The organism is Psychrobacter sp. CCUG 69069, from assembly GCF_021023115.1.
GTDB lineage: Bacteria > Pseudomonadota > Gammaproteobacteria > Pseudomonadales > Moraxellaceae > Psychrobacter > Psychrobacter namhaensis.
In genome coordinates, this window is the sequence record NZ_QQAI01000009.1 from 32,209 (window position 1) to 48,887 (window position 16,679).

Sequence of the window (16,679 nt, forward strand, 5' to 3'; positions counted from 1 at the left end):
TTATTCTCGTTATTGGGTTTGATTATACCCAATTATCGATGACAGCAAAGCGATGTTTTCTTAGTATTGATTAAATTTTTTTAATAGTAATTTTAATTAAAATAATACTATTTATTTATCAAATAGCATTATCCAAAATACAGTAATTCATATAAGTCACTATTCGTATTACTAAAACGTCAGAATTTTTTACTACCAAATTTTTACATTTAGTTACAAATAGGAAAGCACATTGATTGAACGTTAAAAGTTTTCAGGCAAAAAAAAGCCCTTGTAGCGAGGCTAAAAGGGCTTTTTGTCTAAGGTCGAATATCTAGATTGCTTGTCTTAGCCAAATAAACCGGCAAGATTGGCCAAAAACAGGAGCGCAAAACCTGCCAAGAAAATCAAACCGGCAATCGACAACACATTCATACCAAAGGACAGCTTTTTATGTTTGGTGACCAATGAATAGTTTAACCAACCAAAGATAGGGGCCGAAACAAACGCTGATATCATCGCAAACTTGAGCATAGCGCCTAATTGGCCAGTAAAGAAAGTGATAATCACCAAACCGCCACCGATGGCGTAAGTCGTCCAAAAGGCAATTTGTTTTTTGTTTATCTCCTTCTCGCCTTTGAGCAAACGCCAGCACTCAGCGTTGGCACGGCCATAACCATCAGCACAGGTGATCGTGGTGCCAAACATACACATAAAGGCGACGAAGGCGACCAGCAGTTTGGACCATTCACCGATGGTCGCCGTATACATGTTGATCAACTGGTTGATATAAGCGCCGCCAACCAGCTCAATTTCTTGCCCTGAACCATATTGGACAAACACGCCTAAAGATAAGAAAAACAACGCCAAAATCGCTGAGACAGTGTAACCCACATTAAAATCAAGCAAACCTTGGCGGTGCGTGGTGTGATCGGCTTTGACTTTGGCTGACGTCCACATAGACGTAATCGCAGCAAATTCAAGCGGCGCTGGCATCCAGCCCATCAGAGCCACGATAAACCCTAAGGTCGCTAGGTTCCAAGGTGAAACAACGACAAAATCAGCAGCCATCACCGTCGGCTTGCCCGCAGCAATAATAACGGCGGCAACCGTCGCTGTCGTCAGAGCAATCATAATCCATTTGGTCACGCCATCAAGCAGCTTGTAATGTCCAGCAATCAAAAAGAACCACGACACGGCAACGATGATGACAGACAAAGCCATCGTTGATAGACCCAAGGAAGCTGGCAGCATAAAGCCCAATATCACCGCAGCGATCAGCGATACCGCGCCCGTACTGATCACGGCTGAAAGTATGGATAGAATAAAATATATCCAAAGATATACCTTGGAGCGTTTGGCGTAACCAGCGATTAAGCTTTCGCCTGTATCGTAAACATAGTCGGTGGCAAATCGAAAAAATGGATACTTAAAAACGTTGGCTAAAACAATCATAATAGCCAACTGCCACCCATATATGGCACCAGCCTGTGTGGATGAAATCAAATGCGAGCCACCAATAGCTGCCGTCGCCATCAAAATACCGGGACCAAAGATGCGCCAACTAAAGCCTTCCTGGCTGGCAGCGCTATCAAGGTTGTGTGTTCGTTGTGCAGTCATAAATACCTCAAATTATAGCAAGCGACACCCTATCACTGTCCTGTGATAGGGTGCCTGCAACTAGAACAGTAATAAGAAAGAGAGAATTAAAAAACAAAAAGAAACATCTAGCAGCGACTTTAGCACACCTATAATGATACGAGATAATGATTATTTTCATTAATAAGACAAACGAAAGGTTACATATAGCGTCTATTGTTTAATTTTTCTTTACTAATTATAGTTATGATAAGAGTACATGGACAATAACCGCGTATTTCAAGACCCTCTTTATTTATTAGGTAAACTGCTGACGTCGATAGGTGATACCGCGCTGCTCATAAACATGATAAATCGCGGTCAGCAAATCGGGTATGTTTGGATGAACAAAATCTTTGAGGGTATGTAAATAGATAGGGGAGGTAACGTTTTCATGCACCAAACGTTGATAGCTGATTTGTTCGGTACGCACCGTTTGTAGGCTGGCAGGGACAAGCGTAATCCCTTCACCCGCAGCCACTAAGCCTAGGGCTACTTGTAAGTCACTCACCGTCGTGGTTATAAAGGGTGAAATACCGTATTGTGCAAACAAGTGCAGCAAAGGCTCGGTAATCGGCTGGCTAAGCACGGCCTGCTCGTTGTTGGCACGGCTGGTTTTTGTACCAGGAGTGAGGGCTGAGAGATTACCTTTGGTTGACTTCGGTTTTGTGACGGTGGTTGATATCGGCAAGTGGGTTTGATGGTACAAAATCAGGCGGTTATTTGCCAAGTCTATCAAGCGCTGTTCACGTACGTGGGCTAACGCATGCGCTTTGGGCAGGGCCACCACATAACGCTCATGGCGCAGTAGTATTTGCTGAATCCATGGATCTTGGTGAGCGAAGCGCCCAAAACCGATGTCAATGTCGCCAGATTTGAGCGCGTCCATTTGCTGATAGGAGCTAATATCTTTGAGATTGACTTCAATATCAGGGCTAGACTGCTTTAGCATGGCAATGACTTCAGGCAGCAAACCATAAAGCACAGAGGGGACAAAGCCGATGTTTAAGATAGGACTTGGTGCGGATAACCGCTGGGTCATGCTGGTGACAGTGTCAATCTCTGTCAAGATGGCGCTGATTTTATCGTAAAAGAATGCCCCAGCCTCGGTCAGATGCAATGGTCTGTGGTAACGGTCAATCAATTCCACACCCATATCTGTCTCGAGCTGTTTGAGCAAACGACTCAAGCTCGGTTGTGACAGTCCCGTTTGGGCTGCTGCCGCGCTAAAACTGCGCAAATTTGCGATGGCAATAAATGCATTAAGTTGTTTTAAGTCCATATTCTTAAACCTGTTAGCTATCTACTGTCTCTATTTTTTAGGGTAACGATCGTATGTTTTTAGATATAATTTACAGATATGAGATCGATCAAATAAATTGTGCTTGAAGATAGTGAGGCGAGCAACTATATTGTTTGCCATCGATATTGTTACATTTTAGCAAAAAATATAATAACTCTATTTTAGCCGTCATCTAATACCAGCAAAATCAACTGGTTTGGTAACCTTCTATGAGCGACAAAGAAAAAGATATTGCAACGGATTTTGAGGAAAAACTGGCGGAAATTGCCAGTAAAAAATCGCGTTATCGTAATCGAACCAAAAATAATATCTATGAACGCTTTATCAGTCGGGTTCACAGTGATGAGGACGGTGAAAAAGACAATAGCGACACTGACAATTTTTTTGCCGATGCGCCTTTCAGTACAAATAATCCTGAACCATTTGCCAATCAAGATAATGATAGAAAAGGGCAGTTTGACGCCACAGGTACAACCACTACAACAACAGACGTGACCTTTGATTTTTCAGATGAGTCTCCAGATCAAGACACGTTTAAATCAGAACCGCTAATAAAAAAAGAGACAAAATATACCGACAGCTCTTTAGACAACAGCGATTTAGATGACGATCTATTTAATATCAATTTTGATGATGATCTCAATCACACCAATCAAGCCACAGAACCAGCTTCGCCTATGTGTTCTGATACTGACGAAACCGCTCATAAACTTGATGATGACACTCACTTAGACACTCAAGATGTGCCAATACAACCCACTATTAAAGAAGTAGCGCCAGCACATGACAATGATAAGCTGGCGAGTCACAAAAAATCGCTGATTATGGGTATGGTAGTTGGTTCATTACTGATTGGTATTGTCGTCGCGATACTGATTTTTACAGGGGTGCTGTCACCTTCAGCGCAGAGCGACGCGCTCCATGCAGCTGAGACAAGTACGAATAATGAGGTAGCAACTGATCCTGTAGCCGTGGTTAGTACCGCTGCCCCAACTACGGTAGATAAGCCGCTGCTTGCTGATACCAGCCCTGATAGTCTCCCAACCGTTGAGCCACAACACAACAGCTTAACGAATGATGACCCTCAAGGAGCGGTCAATAATAGTACGGCTGCAACACCAGCAGCCATCGACAATGGCCTAGATAACTTAGATAGCTTAGATCAATCAGAGACTCAGCCCGCCATCACGTACGAGGACTTTAGAGAAGAGTCGCAGACCACGTTATATCGTGAAACCAATGATTAGTACGCTAATCAATTATCCTAAGTCGAATGGCTTATCAGAACCTACGATAGCCAGCTGGCAGGTCACACTTTGAGGCTGTCATTACATAAAATGCACTAGACCTCTTTAGCAGAGCCTCGAAGACTATCTATATAGTCTGCCCACGCTTGCATCATTTTTACCCGACTATCGATCTCATCGAGTCTATTGTAAGCGCCGCCATGTGTGTCTTTGATTCTATGACCCAGCTGCAGCTCGGTGACGATGTCTGAATAACGCAGCTCTGGCTGCTCCATCAATAAGGTTTTGGCAGAAGCCCGAAAGCCATGCGCGCACTGCACATCTTTGTAGCCAAGCCGATGAAACACCTGCACCAGCGCCGCTTTGCTAATATAAGCATTGTTTGAGGCGCGCGCCGATGCAAAGACGTATTCCTGATGACCGCTGATGGATTGAAGGTGTCGTAAGCGCTCAATCACTTGCGTGGCTAAAGGCACCACTAAGTGCGAAACCATATCATCACGACCTTCGCCTTTGGTAGGGGAGAACGCCCATAGGCTGCTGTCCCAATCAATATCTTGCCAGCGCATCGAGCGCAAATCGATACTACGAACAAACACATAAGGCAGTAAATTCATGGCCTCTAGTGTCATCTTGCTTGCGCCTTTGAAGTCAGACATGTCCTTTAACAGAGTCGCGAATTGATCTGGCTTGGTAATGGCTGGCAAGTGATTGCCGGAATTGGCAGGTGCCAGCTCACCGCGCGTATCAATCGCCACATTTCTATCACACAATCCTCGCGCGACAGCAAATGAGAATACTTTCTCGGTATATAGCCGAGTACTGGCGCCAACAAAGGCTGCTTGGTTTTTATTGTTTTGAATTGCCTCGCAGACGCTTAATATCATCTCGCTGGTGATATCGTTCATTCTCAGGTCGCCAATCTCTTGGCACATGTATCCTAGACACAAATCCCAAAATTTGAGGGTCGACTCACTAAACGCAGATTTTTTAGATTTTCTGTGATGACCTGCGGTCTTATGATCCCGCCACGCTTGTGCAATTTCAGAAAACGTGGCGTTTTTTAGGTGCGCATATTTATTCACTTGCTCTTTTTGCTGAATCGCTTTGGGGTCAGATCCTTTAGCAACCGTAGCAAGTATGGTCTCTGCTTGATACTTAACCTCAGACAAACTGATGTCATCCACCTTACCAAGCATCATTCGCGGTCGTTTGCCGCCAATATGCGGATGCGCATACCGTAGGTAGTATTCTTTTTTGCCATTTGGAGAGATACGAATGCTTAATCCAGACACGCCTGAAACACTGACCGAATAGTCTTTATCTCGGCATTCAAGCTTACTAATGTCATATGCAGTATCGACAGCCATGATATGTACCCGTAACCATCATAAATGGTGATAAATAAGGAGAGCGAAGATTATTGTCTCTTTGCTAATTATGCGTAAATTGAGAAGATGCTTTGCACAGATCTTATTACTTATTAAAAAGTGTCTTTTAAAAAATACATAGAATTTTTTGGACACCAAGGTGGACACCTAAATTATAGATTATTTGATTGAAAGCTTTTAATCGTAGGTTTTATAAGAAATATTATCCCCAAGTGAACCTTGGGGATAATTGTACCACAATGAATGAATAGGAAGTAGATTGCGTGTTCAATAGGCTATATCTTGGATTAAACAGGATTTTAACGGCTTTTATATTCAGATAATTTGGGTTCTTATCGTCTGCATGCTTTATAGGGCAATAGATTGAAGGTATATTTTATAATATTTATGCTCGCGTACGTGCATATAATTTATGAATCAGGGTGATAGTAGGGTTCTGTGCAAATTTGGAAGGCATTACTTTAGGGTCTAATTTTGATATAGCCGCCTAGAATAACTCAGTAAGAGTAGAGGTATTAGAAAATAAAGAAAAAGTGTTCGCCAAATGTGGCAATGGTTACTTCTGTCAGCTCAGTTCCTTCTGTATGTAAATTTTACACAAAAAACTAGGTAGATAGAATGCTTATATGGATTACGCTTTATATTCTTCTTTGCTTGTTCTTTAGGTGGCTTATATTCTCTAATTCTAGTATGGCAGAGAGGCTTGGCTCTCGGGGTTGGACTCCAGACCAAAACAAACTCTACTTTTCAATTATGTGGTTATTTTCAACCTTTGTATTTCTGTTTGGGATATTCAACAGTAATTTTCGTAACTCCTTTTTATTAGAGTATTTATTTTAAAGTTAGATTTCTATATAGCGCACCGCTCACGCGTAAAACATGTGTGTGGTAAGTACACCATAAAGTACATCGTGACTATTTCAGCGTGTCAAAACGTTGTTACCAGTAGCCTACAATCAAAGCTTCAAGTCCTCCTAGGGGCGTGAAGCTCTGATTGTAACGCCAAACCTTCAACTCCTTTGAAGGGAGTTTCTAAGATAAACCCTAAATTTTACACGGCTTATTTTTTAGTGCTCTCTACCCAAGAAAACTCTTCCATAATGCGTATCCATTGATCGTCTAATTCCGCTGTTAGCAACAACGGCTCACCAGTGACTGGATGGCTGAGCGCTAAAGTCTGAGCATGTAGCAGCATACGCGCGCAGTCATATTGCGTACGAAAAAATCGATTGTGCCGTCCATCGCCGTGGCTGGTATCACCCACGATGTGATGGAATAAATGTCTCATGTGCCGACGCAGCTGATGCTTGCGCCCGGTCTCGGGGGTTAAGCGCATTAGACTATAGCGGGTAGTATCATGCTTTTTTGACACTGCAAATGGCAGCTCAATCTGTGCCAAACGTCGCCAATGGGTCACTGCCTCTTGAGCGGGTTTGTCCAAATTGGCGAATTTATCAGCAATGGCATCGGGCTTAAAACTCAACGCATAATCAACGGTACCTTGCTCTGGCATAAAGCCGCGCACCACAGCTAAATACTGCTTGGTTACCTTGTGTTCAGTAAAAGCCTCGGTAAGGCTGCGCGCCACAGCGGAGCTCTTAGCAAACAACAATACGCCTGATGTAGGTTTGTCTAACCGATGTACCGGAAATACATGGCAACCTACCGCATCACGGGTGAGTTGCATGGCAAAGCGCGTCTCGCCTTTGTCCAGCCAACTACGATGCACCAAGAGACCAGCCTCTTTATTAATCGCTACCAAAAATTCATCCTCATAGATGATTTCTACTTGGTTAGCGGTGCCGCTTTCGATATCCATATTTTCAGTACCCATACTTTAAATATGGATATTATATATTTGCTGGCTTTTATATGTGTTCTTTTTATTGCGCCTGTCGTGGCATAATAAATTTGCACTGTGTTTTTAGAGAAAAGACGCTGTACACAAATAAAAGATGATTAGAGTCAACCATATGTAAGTAAGGCTGACGATCGTAAATAAATTCTCAAAGACTGCTTCTTGTGTTCATAATGGATGTCATGGTAAATAACGTTAGTCGTTTTTGTTAGGTTAATTTACTAATGACACGCTATCTTCTATTACCAGTAAGCAAATAAAAAAGCAGACATCTTAGATGTCTGCTTTTTATATTTAAATATAGCTTTTTAACTCATTATTAGCCCTGAGGCTTGATCAAGTATTTCTCACCAGTCGCTTGCTTGCCATAAGCTTTGATGGACTCTAATTGTAGCGCTTCCTCCAGCGTGACTTCATGCGTATAGCTGCTTGCAAAGGTGGTGGTGATTTCTTCTGCAACCCGCTTACGCATTGACGTCACCGTCTCATTACCCAGTTTGCCAAGAGCATTGAACAATAAGAAGCCATTGACGCCCCAAGCAAAACCGAAGTTGCGATTGATCGTAATAGGGCCACGGTCTAATGCGCCATAAATATACGCTTGTTTGAATGTGTTTGAGCCATAAACGTTGTATTCTTCCACGTCACGGGTGATGGCCGCTTCCATGCAGTTTAGGATGTCACTGGTTAATTTTCCGCCACCAACGGGATCAAACGAGATGGTAGCACCTGTCTCGACAATCGCTGCGGTTAAGACCTTGGTAAAGGTATCACTGTTTGAGTTGACTACATATTTTGCGCCCATATCACGCAAAAGCTTTTCTTGCTCTTCTTTACGCACGATGTTGATCAGATCAATCCCATCTGCCATACAAATGCGATTGAGCATTTGCCCAAGGCTAGACGCGGCTGCCGCATGAATGATGGCTTTATGTCCTTCAGCGCGCATGGTTTCGACCATTGCCAGTGAGGTGAGGGGATTCACAAAAGACGAGGCCGCCTCCATAGCCGTGGTGCTTTCTGTCATTTCTAGGCAGCTTTTGACATGGACACAGTGATACTTACGATACGTACCGCCGCCAATCACAGCCACCACTTTACCCATCAAAGCTTGCGCTGCTGGCGAAGAACCTGCTGCGACAACCGTACCTGCGCCTTCGTTGCCCACAGGCGTGTCTTTATTCACCCGTGTTTTTAGGGCTGGCATGAATTTCGCGGGTACATCAGCGGTAATGACAGGGCTGTCATCGGTGCCCGATTGTACGGCAGTTGACATGTCAGCAGCGCTAAACATTACCCCAAAGTCAGAGGGGTTCAATGGTGCCGCTTCGATGCGCACAACCACTTCGTCAGCACCAGGCTGCGGCATCTCGATATCTTTTAAAGACAGAGTCAGTTTATTGTCATCACTGATGGTTGAAACCAGTTGCTTATTTTTATCGAACATAATTTTGCTCCTGCATTATTAATATTTATTTTATTTTAAATAGTCTTATTTAGACTGCGCCGCTTGTATCTGGGCTTTCACGTGTGTCATAAATTCAGGCATATTTGCCAAGCGGTCTGCTTCTATTTTTTGAGCAATGTCAGATTGGCTCATGGTGTCATTCCATTCTTTCATACCCGGTATCTCTGCCAATATATCCCAGTCAAGCTGGGTTGAAGCACAGGCTTTGACCACAACGTTGACATAATGTACATAAATGTCAGCCATCGTGAGCTCTTTACCGGCAATCCATAGCGAAAACTGGCATAAGCGATTGAGAGCAGGGATACCGCGTGTGAGTACTTGACGCACTTCTTCTTTGACGGCGTCAGGGGCGTGGGTGCCTGAAAACACATAAGGAATGAGGCGGCGGCTTGGCAATTCAAAATACAGCTCTGCTATCTTCATGATTTGCCGCACAATCGCACGCTCTGTAGCAGATTTAGGATATAGCGGTATTGCGGGGTAGGTCTCTTCTATAAAGTCGCAAATGACGCTCGACTCTGAGAGCGTCATACCTTCATCCGTTGTGATAGCAGGCACTTTACCGACTGGGTTGATGGACAGCAGCGCATCGCTACCAGCGTAAATAAGATTTTCTTGAAATGGCAACGCTTTGTACAACAGAGCGTGTTTCACTATATTGTAGTAGTTGCTTGCGGGGAAACCGTGCAAAGTAATCATAAATTATTTTTCTATTATTGATGGATGGTTTTTTTAGGATGAACGTTAAATCTGACTATATTATTACTGTTTTTAGTACCGTTATATATAGCACAAATTGTGAATCACTCTTGCTTTTAAGACAATAATAAAGCCAAAATGCTTAACGATTGATACTGATATGTTAGTCATCGAATATTATTGAATGGAGACAGGAATTGGATCAACTGCGTGCAATACGATATTTTAGTAAGGTTGTCGAAACAGGTAGCTTTACCAAAGCGGCGAAGGTGTATGGTGTGCCACCATCTTCACTATCTAGACGGGTGTCTGACTTAGAAAAAAGCTTGGGCGCGACACTATTAACGCGTTCGACTCGTATCGTTAAGCTGACGGAAGTAGGGCAGGTTTACTATAACGATATGCAGCACGTATTAAATCAGCTAGAGCAAAGCAAAGAAACGGTGCGTAGCTACCAAACAACGCCAATGGGACGTCTACGCATCAGCTCGATGGTGGGTTTTGGGGAAAAGATACTGCTGCCTTTATTAGACGAATTTGGCGCATTGTATCCAAAAATAGTGCTGGATGTCAGTTTAAGTGACGAGCTGTCAACACTTGGGCGCGATGATGTTGATATCGCTATTTGTGGTGGCTACGCGCCAAATGAGCGAGTATTTGCGATACGGCTGATGGACAATAGTTTTATTCCTGTCGCGTCACCGCGCTACTTGAAAACCCATGGCGTGCCAAGTAACGCACTAAAACTAAGGGATCATAATGGGCTGTATTTTAAGACACCGACAGGACCAACGCCTTGGTTATGTCATATGGATGGCCAATGGCATGATGTCTCAGGACCCGCAGTAGCGATATCAAATAATGGGTCGTGGCTGGCAAAAAAAGCGAGCGCTGGTGAAGGTATTTTAATGTCAACTCGGTGGGCATTGGCTGAATATCTTGAATCAGGCGCCTTACAAGAGATTAAGTTTGAGCACAAGTTAGCCATCACGCAGTACGCTGACATGGCCATATATTTGTTATATCAAAAACAGCGCTACTCAGTACCCAAAGTAAAGGCGGCGGTAGATTTTTTAGTTGAAAGAATAAAAGTGGCTAATGTCACGAATGCTCGGTAAAGAAAAGTCACCAAATAGAGTCTATTTAACATAATATACATTATGCGAAAACAAACCAACGGTTTTAGGGTTTGCAGCATAACCATTTATACCGTGCTTGTTATCAATGTTTTATACCATTAGCACCAGCTGACATTTTCTAACGACAGCTTTCTAGAAAATGTTGACGCAGCGATTTGCCGTTCTCATCTAAGATCACATCAGCCACTTGGCAACCGTCGCCATCACATGATAAATCATAATAAATATTACTGCCTTGCGCCAAGCTAACTTGCACGAGCCCTTGATTGGTCATCGAAAACTTTTTGTCTTGCGTATAATCAGGATCTTGAGAGTCCCACAGCACATCGTAATCAATATTGCAGGACAATTGATTTTCATCAAAATAATCTTGTTCAAGCTGCATAGCTGACTGTAGATCTTGATTGGCATATTGCTGCAACACTACTGGATTATCCATCCCTTCAGTGCTGATATCTTGCTCATACATCTTAGTAACGGTTGCAATTTTCATCGCAGCATTCGTTTGCAATGGCTCTATTGCATGCGCTATAGAAGATTTTATCGCTATCAGTCCTATGGTTAGCAGCGTTAGTATTTTGTATGTTGGCATGGCGTTCTCTACGAGCTTTGACAGTGTAAATGTTATATCTATTACATCATACCCATATAATGACTCTGCTGTATTATCGTATCATTCAGGTTTAATAGCTAAAAACATCCCATTATCTAATGATTTTGTGAAATATCTCATGGCCGTTTATAGCTTCGTTTATTTCTCTAACAACCGTGATAAGGACACTGTATGAGCACGCTATTTACTTTTAACGCCCATCCTTCTCAATTAGCGATTGTTGGCCTCTTAACGTTTTTAATGACAGCAACTGGCTGCCAGTCGTCTGCTGAAACCAGCAAAGCCATTCCTGTACAGTCAAATGACCGCTCATCAACGCCCGTTTTCTCTGACACGAGTCAGCAAACGCTTAGGCAACAAGCGTTACGCATTCAGCGTGCCCTCGCTAATAAGGATTTTGCTAGAATTACAAATGATATTCATCCCACTCGTGGTGTTCGTTTTTCAATGTATGCTTATGTTCGTCCTAAAACGGACAAAGTCTTTAGCCGTGAGCAGTACGCACGATACCTAGAACAGTCCAACATCCGCTTCACTTGGGGTGAGCGTGACGGTACAGGCAATCCACTAGTGATACCACTGCCCGAATATTTAGATACTTGGGTGAATGCCAAGCAGTTTAATGACGCCACCATTAGCATCAATAATTTTCAAAAAAGCAGCAATAGCATCAATAACTTAAGAAAGATATATCCGAATTCGGATTTTGTTGAGTTTTATTATAGTGGTAGTGAGAAGTACGATGGTATCGACTGGCGCGTGCTGCGTTTGGTGTTTGATGAGTATCAAGGCAAGCGTTATCTGGTAGCGATTATTAATGACCAATGGACCGTCTAATGATGACTATAAATGTATGATTTACCGCATAAATTGGCCAGTGCATGGTTTATGATGCACTGCCCTTTTGGTTGGACTTATTCAAATATATTCATTATTTAATATATAAAATATTTTAATATTTAAGTCTTTGGCTTAAGTGGCGACTGCCGGAAAAACTTCACCATGATGTCATAAATATCAGGATAAGCATCTACCAGCTTTTGCGGTGTCTCAAAAAATACTTCGCTTAAGACCGCAAAAAACTCAGCGGGATTGGTCGCACCATAACGATCCAGTCCTGATTTGCGGTGTTTTTGAAAGTCCTCAAAATCTCGCGTCATAATTTTTGTCCAGCGCTCAGGATCCATGTCGGGTTGCAGCGGCGGAAAGCCATTGGCGCGGCCATTCATCATATCGAGTTTATGCACAAACTCGTGAATGACGACATTGTGACCATCGCGCTCACCTGAGTGTTTCGCATCCTTCCATGAGAGAACCACAGGACCGCGTTGCCATGCCTCGCCGCTACGATGTTGGCTGCCCTCATGAACGATACCGAACTCGTCTACAGTGGTGCTATCGCTTTTGTATGAGCCATGATAGATAATAACTGACGACCAGCCAGCGTACCACTCAAGGCTTAGATTCAAAATAGGCAGACACGCTTGCAAGGCGATAGATTGCCTGACTGCATCGGTAATCTCAAACCCCTGCGCGCCTGTTATTGATTTATCGTCCAAAAATAATGTCGCCAGCTCAAATAGGCGGCCTAGTTCATCTTCGCTTAACCTATCTAGTATCACAATACGCTCAGCCGCACGCCTCCAGTCTGCCTCCGTAAATTCGCTGTTATCCAATATACGCTGCTCACGCCATTCTTTAATTATGCCAAACATAGTACCTGCCTTATAACCCTCTAATCTATCACTCAATTACACCATATCTATCATATCGATCTGCTGCATAATTGTATCCGTCAAGCTGGAGCCGGCGATACTAGGCATAGCAAACTAGCCCTCTAATGACAGCATATTCATAATCAACTTAATCAAGGTTTCTTTTTGGTTGGGATCAGACTCAGCGACCAGTAACGTTAAGGCTGCAAGGCCGGTGTTATTGATGACCATCTCACCTTGGTCATTGAGCAGTCGCTTATTACGGTGTAAAAAATCTACGAACAAAAAAGCCCCACTGCGTTTATTGCCATCGGTGAAAGGATGATTTTTTACTATGAAATACAATAAATGCGCCGCTTTACTCTCAACTGTCGGATAGGCAGGTTCACCAAACACCGTTTGCTCTAAATTACCAAGCACACTGTCCAAACCATCACCACGAGGCTTGGCAAATAGCTCAGTTGCCTCACCCCTATCTATCAGCTGCGATTTTAAATTATTAAGCGCTGCCATCGCCTCAGTCGGACTGGGTAAAACACCGCCATCCTGCCCTGTTGGATCGTCTAATAACCCTTCATCATAGCGTTGTAGCCATAGAAATGTCTGTGTATAGCGGCTGATGATCTCAATCAACCCGCGTCCTTCATCGGTATTGAGCTTGGGGCTTTGCGCCGTTTTTTTGATCAAATTTAACGCCTGCTGCAACTCAGCAGAATTCTTATCAAAGCGTTGCTGGTCAAGCGTATATCCTTGTACCAGATATTCACGTAAGCGCTGCGTTGCCCAGCGTCTAAACTGCACACCTTGAGGCGATTTGATGCGATAACCCACCGAAATGACCACATCTAAATCATAAAAGGTCACGGGTCGATCAGAATTTGCAATATGCATTTTTTGCATATTGCTTTTTTCGGACACTTCTTCATCATTCATAGCATTGGCAATATGCCGTGAAATCACTGACTGGTCGCGCCCAAATAGCTCGGTCATTTGTGCTTGCGACAGCCAAACCGTCTCTTGCTCAAAACGTACATCTACCTGCGCATTCCCATCCATGCTCTCATATATCTCAATGATTGAGTGGTTATTATTTTCAGTAGCTTTCATTTACGTGGCCTCTACTCATAGACAGATTATATTGAATTTGGGCTAAAATTGTTCAATACCTATTATTTAACGCTTCTTATATATTGTTTAGTATACGTTGTGTTGTATAGTTTATATAAGACATGGACTACCTGTTGATCGTAATACCAGTGCTCGCCTGCTGAGCATAGACAGTGTATTTGTCATAAAGTGTAACTTTAACAAGGATACGTGAGGTATTTATGAATCAAAAGTCATCTCAGCGCCAGAGTCAACATACAGGCCAGAGCCAACAACAAACAACTACATCCCCAAAAAAACCGCAAAGCTTTGATGAACTACAAAACGGTAAAGGGAGTTACCGACCGGCTGCTAGATCTGTCGGCGACTGGCTCGACCATACCAGTATCGACGCACTAAATCATCTCAATGAGCAAGCCGCTGATATATTCTATCGAAAAGGCGTTACTTTTACGGTCTACAGCGATGCCAAGAACATTGAGCGGATGATCCCGTTTGATATTATCCCCCGTATTATCGCGGCCAGTGAGTGGCGGCAGATAGAAGCTGGTTGTAGACAGCGCATCACGGCCCTCAATGCCTTTTTACATGATATTTACCACGACCAAGCCATTATGAAAGCAGGCATTGTCCCTGCCAGCTACGTTTATGCCAGCGGCTGCTATGAGCCATGGATGATGGGTATTGAGCTTGATAAGCCTATCTACTCACACATCAGTGGTATTGATCTTATACGAGATGAGTCTGGTCGGTTTTGTGTATTAGAGGACAACCTACGCACCCCATCTGGGGTCTCCTACATGCTTGAAAGCCGAAACATATCAGAGATTCTTTTGTCTGATCAGTTTTCCCATACGTCTATATTGGGTGTCAGTGATTATCCAAAACGCCTCAAATCCTGTCTTGCCAGCTCAACCAGCAAATATGATCCGCAGATTGCTATCTTAACGCCAGGACGTTTTAACAGCGCCTACTATGAGCATGCTTTTTTGGCACATGAGATGAATGTCCCATTGGTACATGGCTACGACTTGATCGTCGAAGACAGCAAGGTCTATATGCAAGGTATCCGTGGCAAAGTACAGGTCGATATCATTTATCGCCGTATTGACGACCCTTATATTGACCCGTTGGCATTTCGCTCCGATTCCATCTTGGGCGTCTCAGGGCTCATGAGCGCCTACCGTGCTGGCAATGTCGTCATTGTTAATGCGCCAGGGACTGGGGTGGCGGATGACAAGAGCTTGTATCCTTTCGTGCCGGACATGATTGAGTTTTATTTGGGTGAAAAACCCCTATTGCCCAACATCGAAACCTATCAGTGCCGTAAGCCTGATGAGCTTCAATATGTACTGGACAACCTAGATAAATTGGTCGTAAAAGAAACGCAAGGCTCTGGTGGCTATGGCATGCTCATCGGACCTACCTCTACTAAGCAAGAAATCAGTGACTATCGCAAACGCCTTTTGGCCAATCCAGCAGGTTTTATCGCTCAGCCTACCATATCACTCTCCACCAACCCCACAGCAGTCAGTGACGGTATTGCCCCGCGCCATATCGACTTGCGGCCATTTATATTGAGTCATGGCGATGGCTCAGTGGATATTGTCCCCGGTGGTCTAACACGAGTGGCCATGGTTGAGGGTTCATTGGTCGTCAATTCCTCACAAGGTGGCGGCATCAAAGACACGTGGGTCATCGATGACAGTGATTTGGCGGCATCAACCAAACCGTCAGTGGCCAAAAAGCAAGACAACCAAATTGATAAGCAATCGTCAGAGGCAATCACCGCCAACCACTCGCATTATCATGATCCCGTGCAGCCACTAGAAGCGGGCTATGAAAATCCTGACAACGCACCCATGATCCTACTGTTATCGACCGCCAATTATTTGGTTTGGCTCGGTCGCTACAGCGAGCGACTGTACTATTATGACAACATCATCAAACAGCTGGTAAAGGGCAATATCAAAAAAGCACAGTTGCATCACCTGATTAATCATTTAGGTTTTAACGTGGATCCAAACCAGCCGCTAAAAACCATGAAAGCTCAGATGCTACGTGACTTGGAGCAAGAAAAAATACCCAATATTGTTCAGTCCATTGAAACCAATGTACAAGAAGCCAAGGGCGTCATCGGTAAAGACACCGCTGAGTTATATAACCTAATCAAACGGCTGTCTAGCGCGGGTACGTATCGGGCCGCGACGTTGCAGCTACATGCTTGTAATGCTGCGATGGCACAAGAGCACCCTATCGTGACTTGCTTTTGGCAACTGGGACGACACTTTGAACAACTAGAGCGTGCCGTATTCCTAAATGAGGACACCGTCGCCATTAGTCTTGAGTTTAAACACTGGATCAACAAGCTGCCAGAGAACACGCGTTGGCGTGAGCTGATTCGCCTGACCAATCAGATGATTAAATCTCAACAACTCAGCGATTTTCAGTTATTGAGCAAAGAGTGCAGCACGATATTGCAACAAGGGGTCTAGCGCAGCAGCATTTAAGGATTAAAA

Annotated in this window: 13 protein-coding genes; 4 read left to right on the forward strand and 9 right to left on the reverse strand. The window is 43.7% G+C overall.

Features of this window, described 5'->3' with window-relative positions; all coding sequences use genetic code 11:
• Window positions 1-327: 327 nt before the first annotated feature.
• Both DVY93_RS07510 and DVY93_RS07515 read right to left on the reverse strand, forming a co-directional pair.
• A complete protein-coding gene (locus DVY93_RS07510; protein WP_230710061.1) occupies window positions 328-1,599 on the reverse strand; it encodes an NRAMP family divalent metal transporter in 1,272 nt (423 codons plus the stop codon).
• Between the two features lie 277 nt (window positions 1,600-1,876).
• Window positions 1,877-2,899: a LysR family transcriptional regulator gene (locus tag DVY93_RS07515; RefSeq protein WP_193004972.1), complete on the reverse strand. Its 1,023-nt coding sequence runs from the start codon at window positions 2,897-2,899 to the stop codon at window positions 1,877-1,879.
• A gap of 230 nt (window positions 2,900-3,129) precedes the next feature.
• Here DVY93_RS07515 and DVY93_RS07520 point away from each other — a divergent pair, with 230 nt between their 5' ends.
• Window positions 3,130-4,167 carry a hypothetical protein gene (locus DVY93_RS07520; protein ID WP_230710063.1) on the forward strand — a complete coding sequence of 346 codons (1,038 nt, stop codon included), beginning with the start codon at window positions 3,130-3,132 and terminating at the stop codon, window positions 4,165-4,167.
• 95 nt (window positions 4,168-4,262) lie between these two features.
• On the opposite strand, the gene DVY93_RS07525 is transcribed toward DVY93_RS07520, so the two are convergent.
• The 4 genes from DVY93_RS07525 to DVY93_RS07540 form a co-directional block, all read right to left on the reverse strand.
• Complete coding sequence (locus DVY93_RS07525) at window positions 4,263-5,537, reverse strand: tyrosine-type recombinase/integrase (RefSeq protein WP_198333574.1); 1,275 nt, start codon at window positions 5,535-5,537, stop codon at window positions 4,263-4,265.
• A 1,081-nt stretch (window positions 5,538-6,618) separates the two neighbouring features.
• On the reverse strand, window positions 6,619-7,377 hold the full coding sequence (gene truC / locus DVY93_RS07530; RefSeq protein ID WP_230710065.1) for a tRNA pseudouridine(65) synthase TruC: 759 nt from the start codon (window positions 7,375-7,377) through the stop codon (window positions 6,619-6,621).
• Between the two features lie 358 nt (window positions 7,378-7,735).
• Complete coding sequence (locus DVY93_RS07535) at window positions 7,736-8,863, reverse strand: zinc-binding dehydrogenase (RefSeq protein WP_230710068.1); 1,128 nt, start codon at window positions 8,861-8,863, stop codon at window positions 7,736-7,738.
• Between the two features lie 45 nt (window positions 8,864-8,908).
• On the reverse strand, window positions 8,909-9,586 hold the full coding sequence (locus DVY93_RS07540) for a glutathione S-transferase family protein (RefSeq protein WP_230710070.1): 678 nt from the start codon (window positions 9,584-9,586) through the stop codon (window positions 8,909-8,911).
• A 197-nt stretch (window positions 9,587-9,783) separates the two neighbouring features.
• Here DVY93_RS07540 and DVY93_RS07545 point away from each other — a divergent pair, with 197 nt between their 5' ends.
• Window positions 9,784-10,704: a LysR family transcriptional regulator gene (locus DVY93_RS07545; RefSeq protein WP_230710072.1), complete on the forward strand. Its 921-nt coding sequence runs from the start codon at window positions 9,784-9,786 to the stop codon at window positions 10,702-10,704.
• Window positions 10,705-10,843: 139 nt separating this feature from the next.
• Here DVY93_RS07545 and DVY93_RS07550 read toward each other — a convergent pair whose 3' ends face one another.
• The gene (locus DVY93_RS07550) at window positions 10,844-11,218 is read right to left on the reverse strand and encodes a hypothetical protein (protein ID WP_230710073.1); all 375 of its coding nucleotides are present in this window, start codon (window positions 11,216-11,218) and stop codon (window positions 10,844-10,846) included.
• A 291-nt stretch (window positions 11,219-11,509) separates the two neighbouring features.
• On the opposite strand from DVY93_RS07550, the gene DVY93_RS07555 reads away from it, so the two are divergent.
• The gene (locus DVY93_RS07555; protein ID WP_230710075.1) at window positions 11,510-12,175 is read left to right on the forward strand and encodes a hypothetical protein; all 666 of its coding nucleotides are present in this window, start codon (window positions 11,510-11,512) and stop codon (window positions 12,173-12,175) included.
• A 122-nt stretch (window positions 12,176-12,297) separates the two neighbouring features.
• Here the strand turns inward: DVY93_RS07555 and DVY93_RS07560 are convergent, their stop codons facing one another.
• Together DVY93_RS07560 and rhuM are read right to left on the reverse strand one after the other, a co-directional pair.
• Window positions 12,298-13,053, reverse strand: coding sequence for a zinc-dependent peptidase (locus DVY93_RS07560; protein WP_230710077.1), 756 nt, complete (start codon window positions 13,051-13,053; stop codon window positions 12,298-12,300).
• A 114-nt stretch (window positions 13,054-13,167) separates the two neighbouring features.
• A complete protein-coding gene (gene rhuM / locus DVY93_RS07565) occupies window positions 13,168-14,160 on the reverse strand; it encodes a RhuM family protein (RefSeq protein WP_230710079.1) in 993 nt (330 codons plus the stop codon).
• A 221-nt stretch (window positions 14,161-14,381) separates the two neighbouring features.
• On the opposite strand from rhuM, the gene DVY93_RS12520 reads away from it, so the two are divergent.
• On the forward strand, window positions 14,382-16,655 hold the full coding sequence (locus DVY93_RS12520; protein WP_230710081.1) for a circularly permuted type 2 ATP-grasp protein: 2,274 nt from the start codon (window positions 14,382-14,384) through the stop codon (window positions 16,653-16,655).
• Window positions 16,656-16,679: the final 24 nt, after the last annotated feature.